This window comes from Rhizobiales bacterium NRL2 (assembly GCA_001664005.1).
GTDB lineage: Bacteria > Pseudomonadota > Alphaproteobacteria > Minwuiales > Minwuiaceae > Minwuia.
In genome coordinates, this window is record CP016093.1 from 2,817,939 (window position 1) to 2,844,053 (window position 26,115).

The 26,115-nt window shown below is 67.3% G+C and carries 25 protein-coding genes; 13 read left to right on the forward strand and 12 right to left on the reverse strand.

Features of this window, described 5'->3' with window-relative positions:
- Positions 1-13 precede the first annotated feature (13 nt).
- Together TEF_13125 and TEF_13130 are read right to left on the reverse strand one after the other, a co-directional pair.
- Entirely contained in the window at positions 14-1,015 is a 1,002-nt protein-coding gene (locus TEF_13125) for a cytochrome d ubiquinol oxidase subunit II (protein ID ANK81631.1), read from the reverse strand.
- On the reverse strand, positions 1,008-2,402 hold the full coding sequence (locus tag TEF_13130) for a cytochrome D ubiquinol oxidase subunit I (protein ID ANK81632.1): 1,395 nt from the start codon (positions 2,400-2,402) through the stop codon (positions 1,008-1,010). The genes TEF_13125 and TEF_13130 overlap by 8 nt, the downstream gene beginning before the upstream one ends.
- 159 nt (positions 2,403-2,561) lie before the next feature.
- Between TEF_13130 and TEF_13135 the strand changes: the two genes are divergently transcribed.
- The 5 genes from TEF_13135 (at position 2,562) to TEF_13155 (ending at position 9,431) form a co-directional block, all read left to right on the forward strand.
- On the forward strand, positions 2,562-3,422 hold the full coding sequence (locus TEF_13135; protein ID ANK81633.1) for a hypothetical protein: 861 nt from the start codon (positions 2,562-2,564) through the stop codon (positions 3,420-3,422).
- A 536-nt stretch (positions 3,423-3,958) separates the two neighbouring features.
- Positions 3,959-5,491: a hypothetical protein gene (locus TEF_13140; protein ID ANK81634.1), complete on the forward strand. Its 1,533-nt coding sequence runs from the start codon at positions 3,959-3,961 to the stop codon at positions 5,489-5,491.
- 68 nt (positions 5,492-5,559) lie between these two features.
- Entirely contained in the window at positions 5,560-6,489 is a 930-nt protein-coding gene (locus TEF_13145; protein ID ANK81635.1) for a hypothetical protein, read from the forward strand.
- Positions 6,490-6,523: 34 nt separating this feature from the next.
- Positions 6,524-7,843 (forward strand): ring-hydroxylating oxygenase subunit alpha, encoded by a 1,320-nt coding sequence (locus TEF_13150; GenBank protein ID ANK83470.1) that lies wholly within the window; start codon positions 6,524-6,526, stop codon positions 7,841-7,843.
- Positions 7,844-7,916: 73 nt separating this feature from the next.
- Positions 7,917-9,431: a malonyl-CoA synthase gene (locus TEF_13155; protein ID ANK81636.1), complete on the forward strand. Its 1,515-nt coding sequence runs from the start codon at positions 7,917-7,919 to the stop codon at positions 9,429-9,431.
- A 29-nt stretch (positions 9,432-9,460) separates the two neighbouring features.
- Here the strand turns inward: TEF_13155 and TEF_13160 are convergent, their stop codons facing one another.
- Positions 9,461-11,626 (reverse strand): methylmalonyl-CoA mutase, encoded by a 2,166-nt coding sequence (locus tag TEF_13160; protein ID ANK81637.1) that lies wholly within the window; start codon positions 11,624-11,626, stop codon positions 9,461-9,463.
- Between the two features lie 306 nt (positions 11,627-11,932).
- On the opposite strand from TEF_13160, the gene TEF_13165 reads away from it, so the two are divergent.
- Complete coding sequence (locus tag TEF_13165; protein ANK81638.1) at positions 11,933-12,247, forward strand: hypothetical protein; 315 nt, start codon at positions 11,933-11,935, stop codon at positions 12,245-12,247.
- A gap of 72 nt (positions 12,248-12,319) precedes the next feature.
- Here the strand turns inward: TEF_13165 and TEF_13170 are convergent, their stop codons facing one another.
- From TEF_13170 to TEF_13200, 7 genes are read right to left on the reverse strand one after another with little or no spacing between them, the layout of a single operon-like run.
- Entirely contained in the window at positions 12,320-15,286 is a 2,967-nt protein-coding gene (locus tag TEF_13170) for a hypothetical protein (protein ID ANK81639.1), read from the reverse strand.
- Complete coding sequence (locus TEF_13175; GenBank protein ANK81640.1) at positions 15,283-15,891, reverse strand: hypothetical protein; 609 nt, start codon at positions 15,889-15,891, stop codon at positions 15,283-15,285. Before TEF_13175 ends, TEF_13170 begins: the two co-directional genes overlap by 4 nt.
- Positions 15,888-16,514, reverse strand: coding sequence for a hypothetical protein (locus TEF_13180; protein ANK81641.1), 627 nt, complete (start codon positions 16,512-16,514; stop codon positions 15,888-15,890). The genes TEF_13175 and TEF_13180 overlap by 4 nt, the downstream gene beginning before the upstream one ends.
- 51 nt (positions 16,515-16,565) lie before the next feature.
- Entirely contained in the window at positions 16,566-17,192 is a 627-nt protein-coding gene (locus TEF_13185; protein ANK83471.1) for a hypothetical protein, read from the reverse strand.
- A 52-nt stretch (positions 17,193-17,244) separates the two neighbouring features.
- Positions 17,245-17,673 (reverse strand): hypothetical protein, encoded by a 429-nt coding sequence (locus tag TEF_13190; protein ANK81642.1) that lies wholly within the window; start codon positions 17,671-17,673, stop codon positions 17,245-17,247.
- Complete coding sequence (locus tag TEF_13195; GenBank protein ANK81643.1) at positions 17,673-18,779, reverse strand: flagellar motor switch protein FliM; 1,107 nt, start codon at positions 18,777-18,779, stop codon at positions 17,673-17,675. The genes TEF_13190 and TEF_13195 overlap by 1 nt, the downstream gene beginning before the upstream one ends.
- 31 nt (positions 18,780-18,810) lie before the next feature.
- Entirely contained in the window at positions 18,811-19,413 is a 603-nt protein-coding gene (locus tag TEF_13200) for a hypothetical protein (protein ANK81644.1), read from the reverse strand.
- 247 nt (positions 19,414-19,660) lie between these two features.
- On the opposite strand from TEF_13200, the gene TEF_13205 reads away from it, so the two are divergent.
- From TEF_13205 to TEF_13220, 4 genes are read left to right on the forward strand one after another with little or no spacing between them, the layout of a single operon-like run.
- Positions 19,661-20,380: a flagellar basal-body rod protein FlgF gene (locus TEF_13205; GenBank protein ID ANK83472.1), complete on the forward strand. Its 720-nt coding sequence runs from the start codon at positions 19,661-19,663 to the stop codon at positions 20,378-20,380.
- 27 nt (positions 20,381-20,407) lie between these two features.
- Positions 20,408-21,193 carry a flagellar basal-body rod protein FlgG gene (locus TEF_13210; protein ANK81645.1) on the forward strand — a complete coding sequence of 262 codons (786 nt, stop codon included), beginning with the start codon at positions 20,408-20,410 and terminating at the stop codon, positions 21,191-21,193.
- Positions 21,190-22,170, forward strand: coding sequence for a flagella basal body P-ring formation protein FlgA (locus tag TEF_13215; protein ANK81646.1), 981 nt, complete (start codon positions 21,190-21,192; stop codon positions 22,168-22,170). The genes TEF_13210 and TEF_13215 overlap by 4 nt, the downstream gene beginning before the upstream one ends.
- Before the next feature lie 53 nt (positions 22,171-22,223).
- On the forward strand, positions 22,224-22,964 hold the full coding sequence (locus TEF_13220) for a flagellar basal body L-ring protein (GenBank protein ANK81647.1): 741 nt from the start codon (positions 22,224-22,226) through the stop codon (positions 22,962-22,964).
- A gap of 114 nt (positions 22,965-23,078) precedes the next feature.
- Here TEF_13220 and TEF_13225 read toward each other — a convergent pair whose 3' ends face one another.
- Both TEF_13225 and TEF_13230 read right to left on the reverse strand, forming a co-directional pair.
- On the reverse strand, positions 23,079-23,495 hold the full coding sequence (locus TEF_13225; protein ID ANK81648.1) for an RNA polymerase-binding protein DksA: 417 nt from the start codon (positions 23,493-23,495) through the stop codon (positions 23,079-23,081).
- A 118-nt stretch (positions 23,496-23,613) separates the two neighbouring features.
- Complete coding sequence (locus TEF_13230; protein ID ANK81649.1) at positions 23,614-24,030, reverse strand: hypothetical protein; 417 nt, start codon at positions 24,028-24,030, stop codon at positions 23,614-23,616.
- A gap of 212 nt (positions 24,031-24,242) precedes the next feature.
- Here TEF_13230 and flgI point away from each other — a divergent pair, with 212 nt between their 5' ends.
- Genes flgI through TEF_13245 form a run of 3 tightly spaced genes read left to right on the forward strand, consistent with a single transcriptional unit; the run spans position 24,243 to position 26,106 of the window.
- A complete protein-coding gene (gene flgI / locus TEF_13235; GenBank protein ANK81650.1) occupies positions 24,243-25,358 on the forward strand; it encodes a flagellar biosynthesis protein FlgA in 1,116 nt (371 codons plus the stop codon).
- Entirely contained in the window at positions 25,358-25,669 is a 312-nt protein-coding gene (locus TEF_13240; GenBank protein ID ANK81651.1) for a hypothetical protein, read from the forward strand. Before flgI ends, TEF_13240 begins: the two co-directional genes overlap by 1 nt.
- Positions 25,666-26,106: a hypothetical protein gene (locus TEF_13245; GenBank protein ANK81652.1), complete on the forward strand. Its 441-nt coding sequence runs from the start codon at positions 25,666-25,668 to the stop codon at positions 26,104-26,106. The genes TEF_13240 and TEF_13245 overlap by 4 nt, the downstream gene beginning before the upstream one ends.
- Positions 26,107-26,115: the final 9 nt, after the last annotated feature.

Below are 26,115 nucleotides of genomic sequence, written 5' to 3' on the forward strand. Positions count from 1 at the left end.
ATCGCCGGCACGCTCAATGGTAACCCTCTCCCTCCCGCACCTTGCCGCGGAACACCCAGTAGGCGTGCGCGGTGTAGGCCAGAATGATGGGCAACAGGATACCGGCGCCGACCAGCATGAAGATCAGCGTGCTCCGCGGCGCCGCCGCCTCCACGATGGTGATCTCCGGCGGGATCATCATCGGCCAGAAGCTGATGCCAAGACCGACGAAGCAGAGCACGAACAGGCCCTGGGCGGCGAGGAACGGCGCCCGGTCGCCGCCGCGCAGAAGACCGCGCATCATGATCGCTGCAGTCGCCGCGACCAGCAGCGGCACAGGCCAGGCGAACCAGATCATCGGGGCCCGGAACCAGCGTTCGAAATAGAGCGGATCGAGAATCGGCGTCCAGAGACTGACGACGGCGACCAGGACATAGGTGGTCACACCGGCGGCCCATGCGAAATCCGTCGCCTGGCGGCGCAGCCCGCCCTCGGTCTTCATGATCAGCCAGGTGGCGCCAAGCAGCACATATCCGGCGATCAGCGCCGCGCCGGTGAACAGGCTGAAGGGCGTCAGCCAGTCGAAGGGGCCGCCGGCATAGGCCCGGTTCTCCACCGCGATGCCCTGCACCAGCGCTCCCAGGGTCACACCCTGCGCCAGCGCCGCGACGAGCGAACCGCCGAAGAAGGAGGCGTCCCAGAGCCAGCGGCGGCCTTCGCTCTTCCAGCGGAACTCGAACGCGACCCCGCGGAAGATCAGCGCCACCAGCATCACGATGACGGGGATGTAGAGCGCCGGCATGACCACGGCGTAGGCCAGCGGGAAGACCGCGAACAGCCCGCCGCCGCCGAGGACCAGCCAGGTCTCGTTGCCGTCCCAGACCGGCGCGACGGAGTTCATCGCGACGTCCCGGCGCGCATCGTCCTTCAGCAGCGGGAACAGGATGCCGATGCCCAGGTCGAAACCGTCCAGGGCGACGTAGAGCAGGACGGAGAAGACGATCAGGCAGGCCCATACATAGGCGAGTTCAGGCATGGCGGCCCTCCTTCATCGCGCTTTCGCGGGGCGCCGCACGTGTGGGACCGGGTTCGGCCTCCTCCGCCTCCGGCGTGCCCGGCGTCGTCGCCATCAGCCGCAGCATGTAGACCGCGCCCGCGCCGAAGACGGCGAAATAGGTGACGACGAAGACGGCCAGCGAGGTCCCGACCGTCCCGGCGTCGATCTCCGAGGCCGACTGGGAGGTCCGCAGCAGGCCGTAGACCGTCCAGGGCTGACGCCCGACCTCGGTCGTCACCCAGCCGGCCAGCACCGCGACGATGCCCGACGGGCCCATGACGACGCCGGCGCGGAGCAGCCAGCCGCTGTCGAACAGTTTTCTGCGCCAACGCAGCCACAGGCTCCAGAACCCCACCAGCGCCATGGCGGCGCCCAGCGCCACCATGATCCGGAAACTCCAGAACACGACCGTCGCGTTCGGCCGGTTCTCCGACGGGAAGGCCTTCAGGCCCTGAACCTCGCCTTTCCATTCATGGGTCAGGATCAGACTGCCGAGTTTCGGGATCTCGATCGCGTAGCGTGTTTCCTCCGCCGCCATGTCGGGCCAGCCGAACAGGATCAGCGGCGCGCCACGCTGCGTCTCGAAATGCCCTTCCATGGCCGCGACCTTGGCCGGCTGGTGCTCCAACGTGTTCAGGCCGTGCAGATCGCCGGCGAAGATCTGCACCGGCGCCACCAGGGCCGCCATCCACATGGCCATGGAGAACATCAGCCGCGCCGCCTCGTTCGCCCGGTCGCGCAGCAGGTGGAAGGCGCCGACCGCGCCGACGATGAAGGCGGTGGTGAGATACGCCGCCAGCACCATGTGCACGAGGCGGTAGGGAAAGGACGGGTTGAAGACGATGTCCCACCAGTCGTCCGGCACGAACTGGCCGGCTTCGTTGATGGCGTAGCCGGCGGGCGTCTGCATCCAGCTGTTCACCGACAGGATCCAGAAGGCCGAGAAGAAGGTGCCGAAGGCGACCATCAGCGTGGCCGTGAAGTGCAGGCGCTTCCCCACCCGCTTCATGCCGAACAGCATGATGCCGAGGAATCCGGCCTCCAGGAAGAAGGCCGACAGCACCTCGTAGCCCATAAGCGGGCCGAGGATCGGTCCCGTCCGGTCGGAGAAGACGCTCCAGTTGGTGCCGAACTGGTAGGACATGACGATGCCGGAGACGACGCCCATGCCGAAGCTGAGGGCGAAGATCTTCAGCCAGAAACGGAAGACCCGGAGGTAGATGTCCCGGCCCGTCCACAGCCACAGCCCCTCCAGCACGGCGAGGTAGGACGCCAGGCCGATGGTGATCGCCGGAAACACGATGTGGAAGGCGACCGTGAAGGCGAACTGCACCCGGGCGAGGTCGACGGCGAGGGACTGGTCCATGGGGCGTTCCGATCCTGCCTGAGAGGCTCCCCTCTATTTCACACCCGAAGCGCGGGGTTCACAGGCGCCCTGCTGTCGCAGGCAACATGTTGCCTTCCCGTTCTCGCTCTCATAGGATGTATTTCAGGATATTGTGCAATCTAAATGAGGAGAAGTCGCATGGGGCACGCACTGGTCTACGTCCTGTTGCCGGAGGATCCGAGAGCAACCGGAAAGCATCCCGATTCAGCCGTCATCGACCGCCTGATGCCTTATTCCGACATGAGCATGAGCGACGATACGGAAGCCTATCGGCTGTCCGAGGCCGAGCCGCCGGATCACGATGGCTACATGTCGGCGAACTGGCGCATGACGTCCCGCCAGTGCCGCCTCGAACTGGACGCCCGCCTGCAGGAAGCCGGTATTCCGAATGACATGACCGCAGAGACGCCGCTCGAGCGGCTTGCCGAACTCGCCAACCGGACCCGGGAGTATCACGGCGAGAGCTATCGGGTGGAGAACGGCATGATTGTCGCTGTCTCGACCGTCCAGCCCTTCCCGAAATACGACTGGTACGAAATCGGCGGGCGCTGGTCGTCCGAGTTTGCGCCCCCTGAGGTCGTGAAACGCACGGAGCGCGAGGTCACCTGTAGCCTGTGCGAAGGCAGCGGGCGGCTGGTGGAGAAGACGGGATTCCTGTCGAGCCTGTTCGGAAGGAAGCCCGACCCGGCGGAGGGTGACCCCTGCCCGCGCTGCGGGGCCACCGGCACCGTCACCGAAGTGACGGAATGCGGGGAGGCCCGGGATGAGGACCTGATCCTGTCGCCGGAAGACGCGATACGGATCATGGACGCCGAGGACATCGGCGGCCCCTGGGCGATCGTCGACCTCGACGGCGTCTGGCACGGTGGCGAGGGCGGCATCCTCTGGGGCCTCCCCGAAGAGGATGACGCGGAAGCGGCCGTCAAGGACATCGCGCGGGACATCCTGCGCAGGGTGCCGGCGGCGACCGTCGTCGTGCCGGTCGACATCCACATGTAGCCAGCTCATTTAGCCGGAACTGTCGCGCGCAGCCCCGCGCGCCCTTTGTGTCCTCATCTTGCGAGATTTCCCAGAAATGTGCTGGTCTGCAATTTCTGTTGCGTGCCGACGTTTGCAGGCGCCCGACTGTCGCAGGGGACTTTTCCGGACACGGACGGCACGGCGAACGTCGGCGCCCTGTGGCCTCCGCACGCCACGCCCATTACATCCCTGCCATCGCCAAAATCCGACCACTCCTCCCCGCTTTACTGAATTTCCGACAGTTTTTAGGATAATTTTAGCCAACGACATAGAAGCGATGCATATTTTTTGATTGCCAGGAATTGAACGAAGGCGTTCTTATAACCGGCATCGTGCCGATTGAGCATGCGTTTTAGGGAGAACGTCCGATCCTTCTGCTCGATTTCGCGCAGAATGCCAGCCTCGTTCTGGCACTATGCTTCCTCCAGCGCTTCATTGCCGAGCAGGGAAGCGGGAGCGGCCTTCGGCGTGGGGTTCTCCCCGGCCTTCTTTTCGGCGCCGCGGCGATCGCTGCGATGCTCATGGCGACTGAAGTCATGCCCGGCATCATCTTCGATGGCCGCACCGTGGTTCTCTCCATGGGGGCGCTGTTCGGCGGGCCGCTGGTGGCGGCGATCTCAGCCGCGATGGCCGCCGGCTTCCGCATCTGGCTTGGCGGCGGCGGCGCCCTGATCGGCGTCTGCGTCATCGCCACCGCCAGCGGGATAGGGCTACTCGTCCGGCAGGCAGTCAGCGAACGGACCGCCGATATCAGCGTCTGGCGCCTGCTGGCGGTCAGCCTCGCGGCGCACCTTGCCGCCGTCCTCTGGTTCCTCGCCCTGCCGTTCGACGCCACTGGTGTGGGCTATTTCGAACTGGCATGGCCGTACGTCGTCATCCTGACGCCGGCCACCGCCGTCACCGGCCTGCTGCTCCGCGAGGTCGAGAGGATGCGGTTGGCCGACCAGCGCGTGCGCGAAAGCCGGGACCGCTTCTCCCACCTGGTCGAGACCAGCGCCGTCGCCCTGTTCGAGGAGGATGTCACGGTAACGCTTCGGCAACTGGAGAAGCTTCGCCGCGACGGCGTCGAAGACCTGGAGAGCCATCTTGCCGCCCGGCCGGAACTGACGGCCAGGCTCGCCGGCAGCGTGAAGATCGTCCACGCCAATCCGTCGGCAGTCCGCCTGTTCGGTGCGAAGAATGTGCAGGAACTCTGCACCGACGTTCGCAGGCTTTTCGGACCGAAAGCCGAAACCACCTTCGTCAATCTGCTCTGTGCGCTCTGGTCGGGACGCGCGACCTTCCAGCACGAGACCGATATGCGCACCCTCGACGGCCAGATCCGGCGCTGCGTGATTTCGCTGCCCCTGCCACAGGACATGGAGGCGGCGCGTCAGGTACCGGTCAGCATCATCGACATCACCGAACAGACCGAGGCCGAGGAGCAGGCGCGCAGTCTGGGCGCGCGGCTGGAAAAGGCGTCACTCGACGCCGTGGGCGCGGTGGCCGCGATGGTCGAGCGGCGCGACCCCTATACCAGCGGTCATCAGGCCAATGTCGCCGCCCTGTCGGTGGAGATCGCGCGCAAGCTCGGCTGGGACCGCTTCAAGATCGAGGGATTGCGTCTCGGAGCCATGATCCACGACATCGGCAAGATCTCGGTGCCCTCGGAGATCCTGAACCGGCCGGGCAAGCTGACCGACAGCGAGTTCGCGATCATCAAGGCTCATCCCGAGACCGGCTACGACATACTGAAGGGGACCGACTTCCCCTGGCCCATTCGGGAGATGATCCTTCAGCACCACGAGCGCCTGGACGGCAGCGGCTATCCGGCCGGCATGCGCGGCGACGCGATCCTGGACGAAACGCGTGTGCTCTCCGTGGCCGACGTGCTGGACGCCATCACCTCCCACCGGCCCTACCGGCCGAGCCGTGGGATCGAAACCGCCCTGAAGGAGATCGAGGACGGACGCGGCACCTACTACGACCCGGCGGTCGTCGACGCCGCGCTGGAACTGATCCGCGACGAAGGCTATCGCTGGCAGAAGGACTTGCACGAGAGCGATTAGGCCTGTCCCGCCGGCATTGCGCGCGCCACGGGCTGACGGCATGGTCCGCATCCGGGGAGGGATCGCGCATGAAGATTTGCGTCATGGGCGCCGGCGGGCTGGGCGGCTTCTTCGGGGGCTGGCTCGCGGACGCCGGCGAGGAGGTCAGCTTCGTCGCCCGAGGCGACCACCTGCGCGCGATGCAGGCGAACGGCCTCACTGTGCGGAGCGCGCTGGGCGACCGCACCGTCAGTCCCGTCCGCGCCACCGACGATCCGGGCGTCATCGGGCCGGTGGACGTGGTGCTGTTCTGCGTCAAGACCTACCACCTGGAAGAGGCCGCGCCGCGCTGCCGGCCCCTGCTCGGCCCGGAGACGGCCGTGATCTCCGTGCTCAACGGCGTCGAGGCGCCCGAACGGCTGGGCGCGATCCTCGGTCCCGCTCATGTGGTCCCCGGCCTCACCTACGTGCCCGCGGCCATCGCTGCGCCGGGCGTCATCGAGCACAAGGGCGACGCGGCGGGACTGGTGTTCGGCGAAGCGGATGGCCGCGAGAGCCCGCGCCTCCTCGCCTTCCGCGATGCCTGCCGCGGCGCCGGGATCGACGCCCGGATCGAGCCGGACATCATGGCGGCGCTCTGGACCAAGCTTGTGCTCTGGTGCGGCACCAGCGGCGTGACCAGCTTTGCCCGCTCCCCCTTCGGCGCCGTGCGTTCCTCGGCCGAGATGCGGGAAATCTACGCGGCCCTTGTCGCCGAGGCGGCCGCGGTGGCCCGGGCGCGTGGCATCGCCCTGCCCCGGTCGGTCGAGGCCGACCTGCTGGCGCGGCTCGACGCCATGCCCGCGGAAGCCACCTCCTCGACCCACCGCGACCTGGAGAATGGCCGCCCGCTGGAACTCGACGCCGGACTCGGCGCCATCGTCCGGCTCGGCAGGGAAGCGGGCGTCGCCACGCCGATGAGCGCCCGCGTGCTGGCCGCGCTCGTCGCCTTCGCCGCCGGGGACTCATCGCGGGCGTGATTTCTGCTACCATGATCCGGGGAGGATGACCGCCATGCTGACACGCGAAGAGAACGAGCTGCTGACCCGGACCGGACCCGGCACCCCCATGGGCGAGTTGTTCCGCCGCTTCTGGCAGCCCATCGCCCTGGCCGAGGAGGTCGCGGAAGCCGACCGGCCGCCGAAACGCATGAAGCTGATGGGCGAGGATCTGCTGCTGTTCCGCCAGAGTGACGGCCGTGTCGGACTGGTCGAACCGCGCTGCGCCCACCGCGGCGCCGATCTCTATTTCGGCCGCAACGAGGAATGCGGCCTGCGCTGCGTCTATCACGGCTGGAAGTTCGACGCCGACGGCCGCTGCGTCGATGTCCCCAACATGCAGCCGGGCCGCGCGCGCGACAACATCATGAAGACTGCGCGCATCCGGTCCTATCCGGTGCGCGAATGGGGCGGCCAGATCTGGGCCTGGTTCGGCCCGGAAGGCGCAGAGCCGGAACTGCCCATGGTCGAGTGGGCGCTGGTACCGCCGGAGAACCGCTACATCTCAAAGAAGCTGCAGGAGTGCAACTGGGCGCAGTCGCTGGAAGGCGCGATCGACACGGCGCATTTCAGCTACGTCCACCGCGTGCTGTCGGAGGAAGGCACCGGCAAGCCGGTCTATCTCGACAAGCGCCAGCAGTGGATACACGAGGACGGCGCCCCCACCTTCGAGGTGATCGGCCATGACGGCGGCCTGGTCATGGGCGGCGCCCGCCGCGCCGATCCGGGCGAGCTCTACTGGCGGATCAGCCAGTACCTGGTGCCGAACCATTCGCTGGCGCCGGGCACCTTCCCCGGCGAGCCCTACGCGGCGCAGAGCTGGATGCCGGTCGACGACGAGAACTGCTGGATCTTCACCGTCACCTGGTGCCCCGACCGGCCGATCAGCGACGAGGAGCTGGAACGCTATGACAGCGGGCGCAGCGTCCACGCCATGGTCGACGAAAACTACGTGCCGCACCGCAACCGCGCCAACGAGTACATGCTCGACCGCGAACTGCAGCGAACCAAGCTGTTCATGGGCATCACGGGCCTGTCGGAGCAGGACGCGGCGATCCAGGACAGCCAGGGCCGCATCGCCGACCGCGCGCGGGAGACCCTGACGCCGTCGGACGCCGGTATCGTGCAGTTCCGAAAGCTGGTGCTGGGCCTGGCGCGCGATCTGCAGCAGGGCATCGAGCCGCCCCAGGCGCAACGGCCCGAGGTCTATGCCTGCCACTCGGGCGGCGCGGTCGAGCCCGAGGACGTGCCGTTCGAGCAGGTGCTGGAGCGGCGCTTCGGCCACCCGACCGCCCACGCCACGGACCTGCTGCCCGGGCGCCAGGCGGCGGAGTAGCGGCCGCGCTTGACCCCCGCCCCGCCCTGTAGGAGACAGCGGGATACGGTTCGACACGGGGGAGCGGAGCGCCTTGACCAATCATCTCTACGATCACCTGCTGGGCGTGCGCGCCGGGGAGGCCAGGACCTTCATCGACGCACCCGGGGCCGGGTCCATCGGGTTCGACGGCCTGCATCGGCTCGCCGGCCAGGTGGCCGGTGCCCTGGTCGGCATGGGCGTCCAGCCCGGCGACCGGGTGGCGGTACAGGCGGAGAAGTCGCCCCAGGCGGTCGCGCTCTATCTCGGCGTCGTCCGCGCCGGCGCGATCTTCCTGCCGCTGAACACCGGCTACACCCCCTCCGAGATCGACTATTTCATCGGCAATGCGGAGCCGAAGGTCTTCGTCTGCGATCCGGCGAAACGGGACGCGCTGGCTGTTTCCGCCGGCGCGCACGGCGCGCGGCTGGAGACGCTGGGCGCCGACGGCCGGGGCAGCCTGTGGGATGCCGTGGAAGCCTCTGCGGCGGAATTCGCGACCGTCGAGCGGGGCGCCGGCGACCTGGCGGCAATCCTCTACACCTCCGGCACGACGGGCCGTTCCAAGGGCGCGATGCTGAGCCACGAGAACCTGTTGTCCAATGCGCAGGTGCTGAAGGACTACTGGCGGTTCACCGACACCGACGTGCTGCTCCACGCCCTGCCGATCTATCACTCCCACGGCCTGTTCGTGGCCATCAACACCTGCCTGCTGGCGGGCGCGACGATGATCTTCTTCCAGAAGTTCGACGCCGAGGCGGTGCTGCGCGAGATGCCGCGCGCCACGACGATGATGGGCGTGCCGACCTTCTACACCCGCCTGCTCTCGGCCGAGGGCTTCACGAAGGATCTCGCCGGCCACATGCGGCTGTTCATCTCCGGCTCCGCGCCGCTGCTGGCCGAAACCCATGACCGCTTCCGCGAGCGCATCGGCCACGCCATCCTGGAACGCTACGGCATGACCGAGACCAACATGAACACCTCCAATCCCTATGACGGCGAGCGGCGCGCCGGCACGGTGGGCTTTCCACTGCCGGGCGTCGAGCTGCGCGTCGCCGACCCGGAGAGCGGCGAGATCCTCGGCGCTGGCGAAATCGGCGTCATCGAGGTGAAGGGTCCCAACGTCTTCTCCGGCTACTGGCGCATGCCGGAGAAGACCGCAGAGGAATTCCGCGCGGACGGCTTCTTCATCACCGGCGACCTGGGGAAGGTGGACGCCGACGGCTATGTCACCATCGTCGGGCGCGGCAAAGACCTGGTGATCTCCGGCGGCTTCAACGTCTATCCGAAGGAGATCGAGGAGAGGATCGACGATCTGGACGGCGTGGCGGAATCGGCGGTGATCGGGGTGCCCCATCCCGACTTCGGCGAGGGCGTCACCGCGGTGGTCGTGAAGGATGGTTCGAAGGATATCTCGGAGGACGATGTCGCCGCGGCGATCCGCGAGGACCTCGCCGCCTTCAAGCGCCCGAAACGTATCTTCTTCGTCGACGAACTGCCCCGCAACACCATGGGCAAGGTGCAGAAGAACGTCCTGCGGGACCGCTACAGGGACATCTATACAGTGTAGGCATCACCGGCGCCCCTGGGCGGGAGCCCCTACTCCGCCGCGGCGGGCCGGCGCGCCTTGTCGATCAGTTCGAGAATCTCGGCCGCCGCGGCCGGGATGTGCGTGCCGGGACCGTAGATGCCCGCGACACCCTCCTTGCGCAGCATCTCGTAGTCGCCCGAGGGGATGACGCCGCCGCAGATCACGAGGATATCCCCGGCGTCCTGTTCCTTCAGCGCCTGCATGAGCGCCGGCACCAGCGCCTTGTGCCCGGCCGCCAGCGAGGAGACGCCGATCACGTGGACGTCGTTCTCCACGGCGTCGCGGGCGACTTCCTCGGGGGTCTGGAACAGCGGCCCCACGTCGACGTCGAAGCCGATGTCGGCAAAAGCCGTGGCGATGACCTTGGCGCCGCGGTCATGGCCGTCCTGCCCCATCTTGACCACCAGCATGCGCGGCCGGCGCCCCTCCGCCTCGGCGAAGGCCTCGATGTCCTTGCCGATCTTGGCGAAGCCCTCGTCGCCCTCATAGGCAGCGGCGTAGACGCCGGAGACGGAGCGGATCTGGGCGCGGTGACGGCCGAAGACCTCCTCCATGGCATCGGACATCTCGCCGACGGTGGCGCGGGCGCGGGCCGCATCGACGCAGAGCGCCAGCAGGTTGCCGTCGCCCCTCGCGCCCTCCGTCAGCGCCGCCAGCGCCTTGCGGCAAGCGTCCTCGTCGCGGCTCTCGCGGATCCGCTTCAGCCCGGCGATCTGTGACTCGCGCACCTTGGTGGTGTCGATGTCGAGCACGTCCGGCGAGTTGTCCTGCGTCGGCTTGTACTTGTTGACACCGACAATGACTTCCTCGCCGCGGTCGATCCGCGCCTGACGGCGGGTCGCCGATTCCTCGATGCGCAGCTTGGGCATGCCCTCCTCGACGGCCTTGGTCATGCCGCCCAGTTCCTCGACTTCCTGGATCAGCGCCCAGGCGTCCTCGGCCAGCTTCGCCGTCAGCGCCTCGATGTAGTAGGAGCCGCCCAGCGGGTCGACGACCTGCGGAATGCCTGTCTCCTCCTGCAGGATCAGCTGGGTATTGCGCGCGATGCGGGCCGAGAAGTCCGTCGGCAGGGCGATGGCCTCGTCCAGGGCGTTGGTGTGCAGGCTCTGCGTGCCGCCGAGCACCGCCGCCATGGCCTCGATCGTGGTGCGCATGACGTTGTTGTAGGGATCCTGCTCGGTCAGGCTGACGCCCGACGTCTGGCAATGGGTCCGCAGCATGGTCGAGCGCGGGTCCTTCGGATCGAACTGGCTGACGATGCGGTGCCAGAGCAGGCGCGCGGCGCGCAGCTTGGCCACTTCCATGAAGAAGTTCATGCCGATGCAGAAGAAGAAACTCAGCCGCGGCGCGAAGCGGTCGATGTCCAGGCCGCGGTTGACTGCGGTGCGGACATATTCCAGGCCGTCGGCTAGGGTGAAGGCCAGTTCCTGCACCTGCGTCGCGCCCGCTTCCTGCATGTGGTAGCCGGAGATCGAGATCGAGTTGAACCGCGGCATGTGGTTCGCGGTGTAGTCGATGATGTCGGCGACGATCCGCATCGAGGGTTCGGGCGGATAGATATAGGTGTTGCGGACCATGAACTCCTTGAGGATGTCGTTCTGGATGGTCCCGGAGAGCTTCTCCGGCCCGACGCCCTGTTCCTCCGCCGCGACGATATAGCCGGCCATGGTCGGCAGCACGGCGCCGTTCATGGTCATCGACACCGACACCTGATCCAGCGGGATCTGGTCGAAGAGGACCTTCATGTCCTCGACGGAATCGATGGCGACGCCCGCCTTGCCGACGTCGCCCATCACCCGCGGATGGTCGCTGTCATACCCGCGGTGGGTGGCAAGGTCGAAGGCGACGGAAAGGCCCTGCTGCCCGCCGGCCAGGTTGCGGCGGTAGAAGGCGTTGGATTCCTCGGCGGTGGAATAGCCGGCGTACTGGCGGATGGTCCAAGGGCGGTTGGCGTACATGGTCGCGCGGACGCCGCGGACATAGGGCGCGAAGCCGGGCAGGCTGCCGAGATGCTCCAGGCCGTCGACGTCCTCCTCCGTATAGAGCGGCTTGACGTCGATGCCCTCGGGCGTGCGCCAGACCAGGTCGTCCAGCGTCTTGCCCTTCAGTTCCTTCCCGGCCGCAGCCTTCCAGTCCTCGACCGACCGCTTCTTCGAACCGCTCACGACTTCCATCCCCAAACAGAATTGACGTGCGCCGTGTATAACGCCGCGCGCGGCGCGACGCAAAGCGATGGGCGCATGCCGGCCCGGCATGGCCGGCAAATATTGCCACGTCCGGCGGGGTCCTGTGGCCCGGTTCACGATTTCGAACCCGATTTATTCTGCCTTTTCGCAGAATGAGTCGGGAATCCAGCCAGATAGCGTGGCGGCCGTCACAATCCGCCGTCCGGCAAACTGGCACGGCCATTGCATTTTCCCTCGTGAGACTGCGGTGGGCCGACCGGAAAGACGCGGCCTTCAAACAAAGGAGACCCGACCATGTACTATCTGCTGATTGCCGCTGCGATGGGTGTGGGCGTTCCGGCCGAGGAATCCGCGCTGATCCAGGTCACCGAGAACGTCGTGCCCAACGAGGCGCTGACCGCCTATGACCAGCAGCGCATCAACTACAATGTCCGCAACTGGGAAGCCGAGCTGGGTGGCCAGGCCACCGTGCACTTCGGCACCTATGACGACCTGGAGGCCTGCAAGGCCGCCCGCGCCGAAATCCGGCTGGCGCTGCGCGACGCCGACAAGGCCGACGCCATCCGCTCCAACTGCTTCGAGAGCCGTGAGCAGGTCGCGAGCAACTGACCCCATTCAAGGCCCGGCGAAGAAGGGGGCTGCGCCCGAAGGCGCGGCCCCTTTTGCTTTTCCGCAGGAAGCCTAGTTGATGGCGCTGAGCGGCGTGTCCCGCAGCTTCTCGCGGTAGGCGGTCATGAACTGCTCGAAGCGGCCGACCTGCGCGATCTCGGCGGCGAGATTGCGGAACTCGGCGGTTTCGCGCTGATCCACCGAGGTCACGACCTGGAAGGCCGGCCATTCGGGCTTGTCCTGCATGCGGATGGTGAAGTCGTCCCTGATCCGCTCCAGCGCCGGACGGTCGCCCGCCAGCGAGCTGGCGATGGCGAAACGCAGGATGTCCTGGCGCGCCTCGGTGTCCAGTTCCTTGTTGGTGGTGCGCAGCTCCACCAGCCGGGTGCTGAGCGAGACTGCCGCGCGTTGCCATTTCCGGGCGCGCCACAGGATCTCGGTCCGGACGTCGTTGACGTCCTCGCCTTCCAGGCCGTTGAGGAGCGCGAGGGCGCGCTCGTAGTGGCCGAGATCGGTCAGGCCACGGGCCTCCAGCATGCGGCGCTCCCTCACCTGATCCTCGGTCAGCGAGAGGTTGCGCGAAGCGCGCAGCGCGGAAATCGCTTCGTTCGGCTTCCGGTCCAGCAGGTAGAGCACGGCCAGGCGCGTGGCGACGCGGGATTTCTCGACCCCCGTCAGACGGTGGCGCACCTGGTGCTCCAGCAGCTTCGCGGCTTCGTCCAGCAGTTCCACCGCGGCCAGCCGGTCGGCCAGACGGCGGATCATCCGGTCGCCGCGGTCGCCCTCGGGGGTCAGCTCACGGAAATCGTAGTAGAGCCCCATAGCCGTGACCGGGGACATGGATTCGGCGTGCACACCCTCGAACAGGCTGGCGAAGACCTCGTTCATGCCGCCGGCCAGCTTCTGCGCCTCGGGCAGGTCCGGGAACTGCTCCACCGTCCGGCGCATGGTGACCATGCCCAGGCGGTAGTCGCCCACGTCGATGTAGAGTTCACCCAGACGCCGCATGAGATCGAATTCGAAGACGTCGCCGCGCCAGGCGAAGCGGAGCCGCTCCAGCCGCTCGATGGCGTCCTTCCTGGTGATCCGCTCGTCGTCCAGCAGCAGGTCGGTCTCGGCGAAACGCGCCCGCGCACGGACCGAGCGCTGCACGCTTTCCGAAAGCTCCGCGAACAGATCGGCGGCATCCTCGGTCTCGCCGGTCAGCGCCTTGATGCGCGCTGCCAGCAGGCGCGCCTCTTCGCGGCGCGCCTCCGTGCCGGCCTGCTTCAGCAGCTTGGCGACCTGTTCCTCGGCCAGCGCCGGATCGTGCAGATGCAGCGCCGTTTCGGCCAGGGCGATGCGGAACATCGGCTGCATGTCGGCCGGAAGCTCGTCCAGCGCCGTCAGACCGTAGCGGAACTCGCGCCGCGCCTCCTGGAATTCCCGGCGCTTGGCGGCAAGCAGCCCGCGGAACAGGGCCACGTCGCCGGCGTCCTTGAGCTGCGGATGACGCAGGTCGGCCGCCGCCTCCGCATATTGCCCGGCCAGCAGGCGCGCAACGCCGCGCAGCGCCCGGTAGCCGGGATCGATGTCGGCGCGCTTGTCGTCGTCCTCGATACGGGCCATCACGCCCAGCGCCTCGCTGGCCAGGCCGTTGGCGACCATGAAGCGGGCAAGAATGCGCCGCTCGCCATTGCGGGCCAGCGGCTGGGCGACCGAGATACGCTGCAGCAGATCCTGGCGGATGGCGACGGGGTCTTCCTCGCCCTTCCAGGTGGTCAGGTCGAGCACGCGCCGCGAGGGCGTCGGCGCGCCGTCACCGTTGAGCTTCGGCGGCCCTTCCGTCAGATGCGCGGCGGTCGTGGCCTCGGCGGCCAGATGCAGCGTCCGGGGTCCCGCGATCGAAAGGCCAGACTCGTCCACGACCACGTCGAGGTCCAGCGACTTGAAGCGCACGGCGACGCCCTGCGGCGTCTCCGGCAGGTCGAACTTGACCAGCCGCCGCTCCGGCCTGACGCCGAGCGCCGCTTCGCGGAGCGGGATCAGGGCGATGCGGTCGCCGACCAGCGGGTCGTCCACGATCACCGGCCTGGCCGCGCCGGCCACGGCAGCGAACATCCTGGGACCGCGGGCGCTCTCGGCCTGGGCGTCGAAGATGACGGCGCTCTCCGCCCGTCCGCGGCCGCCGCCGATGTCCACCACCCAGTCATTGCCGTCGACCGTGATGTCCAGTGGCGACCCCGCCGCCACGTCGATGCGGAACAGCGTGCCGTCGCTGGAGTGTTCGGGCTCGATGCGGTCGACCGGCCCCAGACCCGTGGTGGGTTGTCCGCCGAAATCGGGCGTCATGTCGTCCCCGAACACCAGCCAGACATGTTCGCCCCTGTGCAGGGCCGCCGCGCTGGTCCGGACCGGCCAGCGGAAACGGAAGATCGTGCGGCCGGGGCGCAACTCGTGCTCGACCCTGACGGTCTGCGACGGGTCGGAGACGGGCCGGGGCGCCGGCTCGGCGGCGGCCTCCGCAGGCGCCGGCGCCTCGGCGCGGGCGGCCGCTTTCTTCGGTTCGGGCGCCGGAGCGGGTGCAGGCTTCGGTGATGGCTCGCGCGTTTCCGCGGCCTCGCGGGCGCGGCCGAGCGCGTCGGCCAGCGGCTGTGTGGCGTAGTCGGCCTTGCGAGCGGGCCGTGCGGGCCTGGCCGTCGCTGCGCCCAGGGCGACGTCGACAACGACCTTGGGACCGATCCGGAATGCCTTGAGTATGTCGCCCGACGGCGCCTCGAACCGCACGGTCCGGCCATCGGCCGAGACCTTCACCGCGCCGATGGCGCGCGGAGCCCGGGCGCGGAACTGCGAGATGTCGAAGTCCGCCGCCCGCTCGAAGCGGATGCTGACCTCGCCCTGCGTCTCGCTGACGGTGTACTCCACGGGGGAGGTCCAGTCGAAGACCGCGCGGCTGTAGCCCGCATGGTCGCCGAAGCGGATGTTGACGCTCTCGCGCGCCGCAGCCGGGCCGACGGCCAGCGCCACGAGAACCGAGATCGACAGCAGCAGATGTTTCATCCGCGATTCTCCGGAGCGACATCGAGAATGATCTGCAGCGCCGCCGGCGTCTCGCCGGGGCTGAAGCGGGTCTCGACGGGAATGGCGGCGTCGACACCGCCGCGTTGGAGCAGCGCCGCCAGGCCGCCGGCCTGTCTGAGGCCGTCATCGAAAACGCCGAGAACGCCGGCGCGGCGGCCCTGTGAAGCTGGAAGAATTACCGCCACGCGAAGCGGATAGCCGGCAGACCTGAGATACTGGATCATGTCGGCGGGCGCCGCGGCCGCGGCATCGCCGATCGGCTGCTGCAGGGCCACGCCCCGGGCCAGCCGCACGACCTTCCAGGGCCAGCCGGCGCGCGCCAGCCGCTCCGCCAGCACGGTCGCCAGGTAATCGCTTTCGGCGTCAGCCTCCACTGGTGCGCGGCGCATGGCCAGCGCCGCCGACCCCGGATCTGGCGCCACGGTCTGCCACTGGCCGTCATTGCTGCCGAGCACCAGCGCCAGGCGGTCGAGCTTCGGCGCGTCGTACTCCGAGATCGCCAGGAGCATGACGAAGAAGGCGCCCAGCACCGCGGCGAGGTCGGAAAATGCGATCAGCCAGGAGGTTCTGGACATGACCGTCACGCCTCCGGCGCCGGCAGCAACAGGAACTCGATCGAGGCGGAAGGATCGCGTTGGACGCGCAGGGCGAAACGTGCGGGATCGACGCCGTTGCGGATCAGGTCGCCGCCCAGCGCCGCCGCGCGGCGGCGGGCCAGCGACGCGTCGCCCGCGTCGCCCATCACCAGGACGAGATCCAGCCTTTCATTCGCGCCGGTTTCACCCAGCAGCGCAGCGAGACGGTTCACCATGGCAATCCGGCTCGGCCTGAGTATGCTGCTGTCCTCACCGAAGGCCTTGCGCTGCGGCATGCTGACGGCGATGAGACCCTCCGATGCCTGCAACCGCCATTCTCCGCGGTCCATGTGGCCGTCGAACAGTTCCACCAGCTGCGCCTCCAGCGCGTCGGCCACCAGCGTCAGCGGCGCATCGGGCCGGGGCGCCAACTCGACCGGCGCGATGGTGATGCCGGCAAGGACGGCACGGGCGCGGGCCTCGGAAATCTCGGCGTTCGAGTTCAGCATGATGAAGAAGGCCAGAAGGATCAGGTAAAGCGCCAGGAACAGAACCACATTGGCCTGGTCCGGTCCCGCCGGCGCGTCGGCCTCGGGCGTTGTCGGCTCTGTTTCGGTGGCGCTGGTGTACATGCCGCAACCCTAGCGCCGCCATGGTTAAGGCCGCGTAAAGCGAAGACCGCCTCAGCGCTTGAGGCGCTCTTCCAGATCCTCGCGTGTCGCCAGCTCGATCGTCAGTTCCTGCGCCCGTTCGGGGGTCATCTCGGCCATGATGCCGGCGATGCTGGTTTCCTTCATGCGGGCGCTGACCTCGATCAGCACGTCCATCTCGATCTGCTCGAAGATGCGCGCCGCGTCCTTGGGCTTCATCTTCTCGTAGACCTTGACCAGGCGGGCGAAGCGATACTCCTCGGCCTCGTCGTGCTTCTTCACCAGACCCAGGATGCGCTTCTCGAGCTGCTGCAGGGTGGCGATCTTCTCGTCGATGCGCTGTTCCGTGGCCGCCAGCAGGTTCTCGCGAACGTCCAGATCGGCGGCGCGCCCCTCGATCTGGTCGCGGCGGCGGGCGAGATTCTCCAGCAGCGCGATTTCGGACGGCGAGAACGTGGTCGGATCCCTCTCCGCCAGGCTGCCGGACAGCGCCGTCGCGGGTTCGGCCTCGGCTGTCTTCTCGGCGGCCTCCGGGTCGACCGGCTCCTTTTCGGCGCCAGTTTCGTCCTCGGCGCCGGCCTGAGCCTGAGCCTGGGCGATGGTAACGAGGGCGCCCTCGCCTTCCTGGAAGATGTCGGTGATACGGACGCCGAGCACCATGGTGGCGGCGATGACGGTAACGGGCAGCAGCCTGATGCGGAGTGCTTTCACGTCAGCGGACCTTTCTCAGTGCCTGCAGCAGATCGTGTTCGGCCGGACTGCGCTCCTGGCGCTGCGTCTCGGCGGGTGCGGCGGCGGCGGCCGGTGCGCCGGCCTTGCTCCGGTCGACGCCCTGTTCGATGCGCTCTGCCACCTTGCCGCCGCTGTGGACCACCACCTCCAGTTCGTCGAGCATGCTGCGCCCGGCCTCTATCCGTTTCTGCAGATCGGCGCCGACCGCATTGGCCGCGACCTTGAGTTCGCCGACGCTGGCGCGCGCGTTCTCGGTCGCCTGGTGGAAGGAACGGACCAGCTCCGCCATTTCCCCCTGGGCGTTGCGCAGACGCGACAGACGCCGGTTCAGGACGAAGCAGTAGATGACCGTTGCCGCCAGCAGTACCGCCAGCAGCCCGTCAAGGATCACGTCGACGCCAAGGTCCATCAGTTCCCCCGGAACTTGCGGTGGCTGCGGTCGATCTTGACCGCAATGTTCTGGCCGCGCCGGCCCATGCGGCCGACACCCATGGGAATGCCGCCGCAATGAAGCTGGATCGCGCTTTCCGGCGAGGCGTTGAGGAGCAGGGTGTCCCCCTTCCGCATCGCCATGAACTTGCTCAGCGGCATCGTCTGTTCGTCCAGCACGGCGACGAGGTCGACGTCGGTCTGCCAGAGTTCGGTCGCCAGATGGTTCTCCCAGATGCTGTCACGGCCGAACTTCTCGCCCATGAACATCTGGAGCAGCAGTTCGCGGATCGGCTCCAGCGTGGCGTAGGGCAGCAGCACGTCCAGCCGGCCGCCACGGTCTTCCATGTCGATGCGTAGCTTGATGACGATGGCCGCGTTGGCGGGCCGCGCGATGGTCGCAAAGCGCGGATTGGTCTCGACGCGGTCGAAATTGAAGGAGACCGGCGAGAGCGGCTCGAAGGCGGCGGCCATGTCGGCCAGGACCACGGCGACCATTCGCTCGACCAGATTGCGCTCGATGGTGGTGTAGGGCCGGCCCTCGATGCGCATCGCCGCGGTGCCGCGGCGGCCGCCCAGCAACACGTCGACGATCGAGTAGATCAGCGAGGAATCGACGGTGATCAGACCGTAGTTATCCCATTCGACGGCGCGGAAGACCGACAGGATCGCCGGCAGCGGAATGGAGTTCAGATAGTCGCCGAAGCGGATCGACGTGATGTTGTCCAGCGTCACCTCGACATTGTCCGAGGTGAAATTGCGCAGACTCGTCGTCATCATCCGGACCAGCCGGTCGAAGACGACTTCCAGCATCGGCAGCCGCTCGTAGTTGACCAGCGCCGAATTGATGATCGCCTTGATGCCGGACTTGTCGGCGTCGTCCTCGTCGCCCGCGTCGAAGCCGAGCAGGCTGTCGATCTCGTCCTGGTTCAGGATGCGGTTGGTGGCGCCGCCGCCCTCGCCGTCGCCGGTGAGCTTGTCCCAGGCCGCGGCCATATCGTCTTCGCTGTCCTTGGCCGCGGCTTCCGCCGCATTGGCCTCGGACCACTGTTCGGCCAGCTTGTCCTGGTCGACGGTGTCACTCATTCGACGCAACTCCCGATGACGGTGGAACGCATTACTGAACCAGCATTTCCTTGAACAGCACGTCGCGGATGCGGGCCGGACGTACGGACTGGTTCACGCGGATCATCAGCTCTTCCTTCAGCCGGTACATGCCGGCGGAGCCTCTGAGATCCTCGCGGCGCAGCTCTCTCAGATAGACCTGGAAATGATCGACGATCCGCGGCATGACGCGGTCGATCCGCTTGACGATGCTGCCGTCGCCGAACTCCAGCGCAACCTTGATCTTCAGGTAGCGGGGCTGGCTGCCCGAGGTATTCAGGTTCACCAGCATGTCCGGCAGTTCATAGAAGATCAGATCGGAGCCGGCGTAGGTCACGCGCCCGCCGCTGGGCACGCCGCCGCCATGGCCCTCGGCCTCGCCGCCGCCGTGATCTCCCCCGCTCTCTTCCTTGCCATGCCCGTCCTCGGCCGGCGCGTGGGATTCCGCGGCCGCCTCGGCAGGACTGTCGCCGCCCGAGAGCATCATGAAGGCCGCGCCGCCGCCGACAAGCAGCAGGACCGGCAGCGCGATGAAGAGCACCAGCACCTTGCCGCTGAGCTTCCTCTTGCGCGGCGCGTCACCGTCTTCCGGGACCTCGCCTTCCTCGTCCGCCATGTTCACCGTTTCCCTGAATGGGTAATGCCTTGATGTCGTGAAGCGGAGCATCGGCGTTTTCGGTTAACAAAGCGTTGGAACCGGGGCAGCGAACGGGCAAAAAATGCCGCCCCGCGGCAAGCCCTGACCGGCAATCCCCCACCGGCCAAATTGAAAATCACGCTATTTCAATAACTTGGCTCTGGCACGGCGCGTGCTCTCTGTTCGACCGGCATCAACGCTCGACGAATTCGAGGAAATCATGGGAATCGAGAACGCGATCCTGATCGGCCTGTCCCGCCAGATGGCGCTTCGCCATCAGATGGACATGGTCGCCAACAACATCGCCAACATGAACACCACCGCCTACAAGTCGGAGGAGCTGCTGTTCCGCGAGTATCTGGTGACGTCCGAGCAGGGCGACCAGATGTCCTACGTCGAGAGCTACGGCACGCTCCGCAACACCACCGAAGGCGCGATGCGCCCCACCGAGAATCCGCTGGATCTCGCGATCTCGGGCGTCGGCTACTTCGTGGTGGAGACAGAGGACGGTCCCAAATACACCCGCAACGGCCATTTCCGTCTCAACGAGGAAGGCCAGCTCACGACCATGGAAGGCGACCCGGTTCTCGACGTCGACGACCGCATCATCGAGTTCGCCGATCCCTCCACCGAGATTTCCGTCTCCAAGGACGGCTCCATCACCGGCGTCGACGGCCAGGACTTCCGCATCGCCGTGGTGAGCTTCGAGAACGACCAGGCGCTGAAGAAGGATCAGAACGGTCTCTACAAGACCGATCAGGATCCGGTGCCTGTCGAGACCCCCGGCGTCCTGCAGGGCATGCTGGAGGGCTCCAACGTCCAGCCCATCATCCAGATGACCAACATGATCGAGGTCCAGCGCGCTTACGAGCAGATGCAGAAGGCCATGAACACCGAACACGACCTGCAGCGCGACGCCATCGGGCGTCTGGGCGCGGTCGCCTGAACGCCGGAACCCGAGGAGTAAGCCGATATGCGCAGCCTTTCCATCGCCGCCACGGGCATGCTGGCCCAGCAGCTCAACGTCGAGGTCATCTCGAACAACATCGCCAACCTGAACACCACCGGCTTCAAGCGTCAGCGCGCCGCGTTCCAGGATCTGCTTTACCAGAACGTCCGCCGCGTCGGCTCCAACTCCTCCGACGCCGGCACCATCGTGCCCTCGGGCGTGCAGATCGGCGTCGGCGTCAAGGCCGGGTCGGTCTACCGCATCTCCGAACAGGGCGATCTGGCGATCACCGACAACCCGCTGGACATGGCCATCAACGGCCGCGGCTTCTTCCGTGTGACCCTGCCCACCGGCGAGGACGCCTTCACCCGGGCCGGCACCTTCTCGGTGTCGCCGGACGGCCAGATCGTCACCCAGGAGGGATTCGTCGTCGCTCCGGGCATTGTCGTGCCCAACAACGTTCAGGACCTCTCGATCAACGCCAATGGCGAGGTTCTGGCCAAGATCGCCGGCCAGACCGACTTCCAGAACCTGGGTCAGTTCGAACTGGCCAACTTCTTCAACGATGCGGGCCTGGAAGCGATCGGCGACAACCTGTTCCTGGAAACCCCCGCATCCGGCGCGGCCACGATCGGCATTCCCGGCCAGGCCGGCTTCGGCGTGATCCAGCAGGGCTTCCTGGAAACCTCCAACGTGAACCCGGTGCAGGAGATCACACACCTGATCACCGCCCAGCGCGCCTACGAGATGAACTCCAAGGTCATCACCGCTTCCGACGAGATGATGTCCGCCATCAACACCCTGAGGTGATCGCCATGAGCCGCACCATCGCCGCCCTGATCGCCGCCGTCCTGATGACCGTCGCCGCCGCGGCCGCCGCCGCGACCGACATCATCGACGCGACCATGAAACACGGCATCGTCGTCGACCGGCCCACCATCCTGCTTTCCGATGTCCTGGAAGGCGCCGACGCCCGCGAGGACGTCGTCATCGCCCGCGCGCCGATGCCCGGCGACAAGGTGGCGCTCAACCCGCTCGCCGTCGCCCGCATTGCCGGGCGCCATCGCATACGCTGGATGCCGCCGGCGAACCTGCACCGCATCATGGTCCGCCGGGCCAGCCAGATCGTCGACGCCGGCCAGGTGCTGACCGAGATCGAACTCGCGCTGATGGACGCCGCACCCCAGGCCGACCTCGAGATCGAACTGGCCGGCCGCCGCCCCACCCTGCACGTCGCCACCGACGCCGACCCCAGCGTCCAGGTCGAAAGCATGGACTATGACCGCCGCACGGGCCGGTTCACCGCCATCGTCGCCGCCCCGGCCGACGACCCGTCCGCGCAGCGCCACAAGATCCACGGCCGCGCCTGGCCGATGACGGAAGTGCCGGTCCTGTCCCGCGCGATCCGGCCGGGCGACGAGATCATGCCCCAGGACGTCGGCTGGCAGCGGGTCCGCGAGGACCGTGTGCGCCGCCAGAACGTGGTCGACATCGCCGAGCTGGTCGGCATGAGCCCGAAGCGCTCGATCCCTGCCAACCGCATGGTCCGCGTCAGTGACCTGCGCCGGCCGGTGATGGTCGCCAAGGGCGATATCGTCACCATGATCTTCCTGACCAACGGACTGACGCTGACCGCCTCGGGCCGCGCCATCGAGGATGGCGGCCGCAATGCCGTGGTCCGCGTGATGAACGAACGCAGCCGCATGATCGTCGAAGGCCGCGTCACGGCGCCCGGAAGGGTGTCCGTCGGCGAGGCCGCCCACCGCCTGTCGCAGTTGCAGGACTGACCATGTCCGCCCCCCACAGCCATCCCCAGCAAGGTAGCACGCAGATGACCCGAATGATCACCCGCCTCGGCGCTCTCGCCATCGCCGCCGCCGCCCTCGCCGCCTGCAGCACCGTCGACCGCGTCGCCAATATCGGCAAGGCGCCGGACCTGGCCGCGATCGAGGATCCGCGCAAGGACGAAAACTATCGCCAGGTCAGCCTGCCGATGCCGCGGCCGGAGCCCGTCATCCACCAGGCCAACTCGCTCTGGCGTCCCGGCGCGCGCGCCTTCTTCAAGGACCAGCGGGCCGCGCAGATCGGCGACATCCTGACCATCGTCGTCGCGATCCAGGACGAGGCCCAGCTCAACAACTCGACCACGCGCAACCGCACCGCCTCCGAGGACGCGGACCTGACGCAGTTCTTCGGCCTGCAGGGGAACCTGCCCAACTTCCTGCCCGATGCCGTCGACCCGACCAGCCTTGTCAGCCTGGGCAACACCAGCGCCCACAACGGCACCGGCACGGTGGACCGCGAGGAGACGATCAACCTGCAGGTCGCAGCCCTGGTGGTCGATGTCCTGCCGAACGGCAATCTGGTCATCGCCGGCCGCCAGGAGGTCCGGGTCAACTACGAGGTCCGCGATCTGCGCGTCTCCGGCGTGGTCCGCCCGCAGGACATTACCGCGACCAACACCATCCAGCACAGCCAGATCGCCGAGGCGCGCATCTCCTACGGCGGCCGCGGCCAGCTCACCGACGTGCAGCAGCCGCGCTACGGCCAGCAGCTCTTCGACGTGCTGATGCCGTTCTGAGCCAACAGTCTTCCCTCGTCCGAAAGACCATCCCCCAATAGTCTTGACAGGGAATTGGGCCGGCGCCCCGAAAGGCGCCGGCCTCTTTTTTGTCTCGATGTCCGGGGCGCGGCATCAGTCGTCGCGGTACGACTTCTCCCGCCGCTCGTGGCGCTCCTGCGCCTCCACGGAAAGGGTCGCGATCGGACGGGCCTCCAGCCGGTTCAGGCTGATCGGGTCGCCGGTGTCCTCGCAATAGCCATAGGTGTCGTCTTCGATGCGTTGCAGCGCGGCGTCGATCTTCGCGATCAGCTTGCGCTGCCGGTCACGCGTCCGCAGTTCCAGCGCGCGGTCGGTTTCGGTCGATGCGCGGTCGGCGAGGTCGGCGAGACGCTCGGTCTCCGACTGCATGGTCTTGATGGTTTCCTGAGAGTCCCGAAGGATGTCGTCCCGCCAGCGCAGAAGCTTCTTGCGGAAGTATTCCTTCTGGACGGGGTTCATGAACGGCTCGTCATCGCTGGGCCGATACCCGTCACTCGATTGGATCCCCATTGGCCTCCCTCGTCGACTGATGGGATGAAACGGCGCGGAATATATGGGGCGCGGCAGAACGCCACAAGCCTTTTCGGTGAAAAAGGACGATTGCGAACTATCGGTTTAACAGCCTGACCTAATTGTGATATTTGGCCAGTTCGACCGCGACGCGAAGATCGATCGCGTCAAGGGTTTCCTTGAGTCCCGGATCGTCGCTGTCGCTCCTGCGGGCCGACAACGCGCTCGCGAGGTTCTCCAGCGTCCGGCGCGTCAGGCTCCCCGAGAGCAGGGAGATGCGAATTTCGTCCAGCCGGTCGAGAAGGTCGTCTGCGCGGCGGATTTCCTGGCGGCGGCGGCGTTCGGGCGTGTCGTCCTCCTGCGCCAGCAGCACCGCGCCGAGCGCCGACGGGCCGCCCAGTCCGGTCAGCATCGCCGGCGCGCCGGCCTGGGGAGATTCGCCGACCGCGAAGGTCCCGCCGTCGGCCCGCTGTTCGCGCCGCCGGGTCCGGTTCACCGGCTGGGCGCTCTTCAGGCTCTGGGTGTCGATCTTCATGTGCGTTCGAATCCTGTCCTCATGACCAGCGACTGTCACCGAACGGCGTAAAGATTTCCTTTAGAACCGGCAGATATTGCCGCCCCGGCGGCAGAAACGTCCCGCCGCGAGGTCCGGCCATGGGCGGTATCCCCCGGAAAAGTCGGAACTTTTTCATGGCATGACTTTCGCTTGAAGGATGCCGCCAGAACAGCATCTCACAGGGCAGAACCATGCTTCGTACCGTACTCGCCGCGCTCATCGGAACATTCGCCGTCCTCGCGGCCGCACCTTCGGAGGCGTCCTCGGTCCGGCTGAAGGACATCGTCGAGTTCGAAGGCATCCGCGACAACCCGCTGGTGGGCTACGGCCTGGTCGTCGGCCTGCAGGGCACGGGCGACACCCTGAACAACTCCCCATTCACCCAGCAGAGCCTGGAGGCAATGCTGGAGCGGCTGGGCGTCAATACCCGCGACCAGAACATCAACACCGAGAACGTTGCCGCAGTGATGGTCACCGCCGACCTGCCGGCCTTCGGGCGGCAGGGCTCCCGCATCGACGTGGTGGTCAACTCCATGGGCGACGCCGAAAGCCTGCTTGGCGGCACGCTGCTGGTCACCCCGCTGATCGGCGCCGACGGCGAGGTCTATGCCGTGGCCCAGGGTCCGATCATCGTCGGCGGCTTCAGCGCCACCGGCAACGCCCAGACCGTCACCAAGAACATTCCCACCGTCGGGCGCATCTCCAACGGCGGCATCGTCGAGCGCGAGACCGGCTTCGAACTGGTGCACATGAACCAGATGCGGCTCAGCCTGCGCAACCCGGACCTGACCACCGCCATGCGGGTCGAGGAGGCGATCAACGGCCAGCTGGGCAAGCGCATCTCCAAGGCCGTCGACCCGACGACCGTCGTGCTGGCGATCCCGGAAGACCGCCGCCTCGACATGGTCGGCCTGCTGGCGGAGATCGAGCAGGTGCGCGTCGAAACCGATCAGATCGCCCGCATCGTCATCGACGAAAAGGCCGGCGTCATCGTCATGGGCCGCGACGTGCGGGTGGACGAGATCGCCATCGCCCAGGGCAATCTGACGGTCACCGTGACCGAAACGCCGCAGGTCAGCCAGCCCAACGCCTTCGCCGCGCAGGGCAACACCGAGACCGTGGACCGCACCGCCATCCAGATCGACGAGGGCGAGGACCGCAAGCTGACGGTGCTCGAGCAGGGCGTCAGCCTGCAGCAGCTCGTCGATGGCCTGAACGCCCTCGGCGTGGGCCCGCGCGACATGATCTCCATCCTTCAGACCATCAAGGCCGCCGGCGCGCTGCAGGCGGAAATCGAGGTGATGTGATGGCCGGTTTCGAACAGCTCAACGCCGCCCGCAACATCGTCCCGGCCGCACCGGAGGCGCCGCAGAGCGCGGCGCAGAAGAAGGCCAGGGAAACCGCCGAGGACTTCGAGGCGGTGTTCATCTCCCAGATGCTGGCGCACATGAAGATGGGCGTCGACCCCGACGGCGCCTTCGCCGGCGGCAAGGGCGAGGAAGCCTTCCAGTCGGTGATGAATGAGAAATATGGCGAGGCCGTCGCCGAGATGGGCGGGATCGGCATCGCCGACGCCATCTACCGCGAGATCCTGAAACTGCAGGAGAGCACGGAATGAGCACCGAAAGCGGCCCCGCCGCCGTGACCGAGAGCGCCCGCCGCCTGATCGAGCTGATCGAGACCGAAAACGCCTGCCTGGAAGCCCGGCAGCCCCCGAAGCTCGCCGACACCGAGGCCCGGAAGCGCGACCTGATCGAACGCTACCGCGCCGAAGTCGACATGATACGTTCGGGCCGTGTCCGCATCCGTCCCGAGGAACGCCAGATACTGATCGACACCGGCCGCGCGCTGGAGACCGCCATGGCGCGGCACGCCCGCATGGTCGTGCGCATGAAGTCAGTCACCGAGGGGCTGGTCCACGCCGTGGCCGAGCGCGCCGCCCGCAACAAGGCGCCGGCGGACGGCTATGGCGCCAATGGGCGCGTCCAGGCCGCGACCCTGGCGCGCAACGCCTATCGCGCGCCGACAGCGCTTTCCGTCAACCGGATGGTCTGATCGCGGCAA

Bases quoted from the DNA above. Each gene is read 5' to 3' on its own strand.
- TEF_13195 (ANK81643.1), bottom strand. From the start codon at position 18,779: ATGAGTGACACCGTCGACCAGGACAAGCTGGCCGAACAGTGGTCCGAG.
- flgI (ANK81650.1), top strand. From the start codon at position 24,243: ATGCTTCGTACCGTACTCGCCGCGCTCATCGGAACATTCGCCGTCCTC.
- TEF_13160 (ANK81637.1), bottom strand. From the start codon at position 11,626: ATGGAAGTCGTGAGCGGTTCGAAGAAGCGGTCGGTCGAGGACTGGAAG.
- TEF_13130 (ANK81632.1), bottom strand. From the start codon at position 2,402: ATGGACCAGTCCCTCGCCGTCGACCTCGCCCGGGTGCAGTTCGCCTTC.
- TEF_13220 (ANK81647.1), top strand. From the start codon at position 22,224: ATGATCACCCGCCTCGGCGCTCTCGCCATCGCCGCCGCCGCCCTCGCC.
- TEF_13145 (ANK81635.1), top strand. From the start codon at position 5,560: ATGAAGATTTGCGTCATGGGCGCCGGCGGGCTGGGCGGCTTCTTCGGG.
- TEF_13210 (ANK81645.1), top strand. From the start codon at position 20,408: ATGCGCAGCCTTTCCATCGCCGCCACGGGCATGCTGGCCCAGCAGCTC.
- TEF_13180 (ANK81641.1), bottom strand. From the start codon at position 16,514: ATGTACACCAGCGCCACCGAAACAGAGCCGACAACGCCCGAGGCCGAC.
- TEF_13190 (ANK81642.1), bottom strand. From the start codon at position 17,673: ATGGACCTTGGCGTCGACGTGATCCTTGACGGGCTGCTGGCGGTACTG.
- TEF_13225 (ANK81648.1), bottom strand. From the start codon at position 23,495: ATGGGGATCCAATCGAGTGACGGGTATCGGCCCAGCGATGACGAGCCG.
- TEF_13165 (ANK81638.1), top strand. From the start codon at position 11,933: ATGTACTATCTGCTGATTGCCGCTGCGATGGGTGTGGGCGTTCCGGCC.
- TEF_13230 (ANK81649.1), bottom strand. From the start codon at position 24,030: ATGAAGATCGACACCCAGAGCCTGAAGAGCGCCCAGCCGGTGAACCGG.
- TEF_13170 (ANK81639.1), bottom strand. From the start codon at position 15,286: ATGAAACATCTGCTGCTGTCGATCTCGGTTCTCGTGGCGCTGGCCGTC.
- TEF_13135 (ANK81633.1), top strand. From the start codon at position 2,562: ATGGGGCACGCACTGGTCTACGTCCTGTTGCCGGAGGATCCGAGAGCA.
- TEF_13125 (ANK81631.1), bottom strand. From the start codon at position 1,015: ATGCCTGAACTCGCCTATGTATGGGCCTGCCTGATCGTCTTCTCCGTC.
- TEF_13240 (ANK81651.1), top strand. From the start codon at position 25,358: ATGGCCGGTTTCGAACAGCTCAACGCCGCCCGCAACATCGTCCCGGCC.
- TEF_13200 (ANK81644.1), bottom strand. From the start codon at position 19,413: ATGGCGGACGAGGAAGGCGAGGTCCCGGAAGACGGTGACGCGCCGCGC.
- TEF_13185 (ANK83471.1), bottom strand. From the start codon at position 17,192: ATGGTGCTCGGCGTCCGTATCACCGACATCTTCCAGGAAGGCGAGGGC.
- TEF_13150 (ANK83470.1), top strand. From the start codon at position 6,524: ATGCTGACACGCGAAGAGAACGAGCTGCTGACCCGGACCGGACCCGGC.
- TEF_13140 (ANK81634.1), top strand. From the start codon at position 3,959: ATGCTCATGGCGACTGAAGTCATGCCCGGCATCATCTTCGATGGCCGC.
- TEF_13245 (ANK81652.1), top strand. From the start codon at position 25,666: ATGAGCACCGAAAGCGGCCCCGCCGCCGTGACCGAGAGCGCCCGCCGC.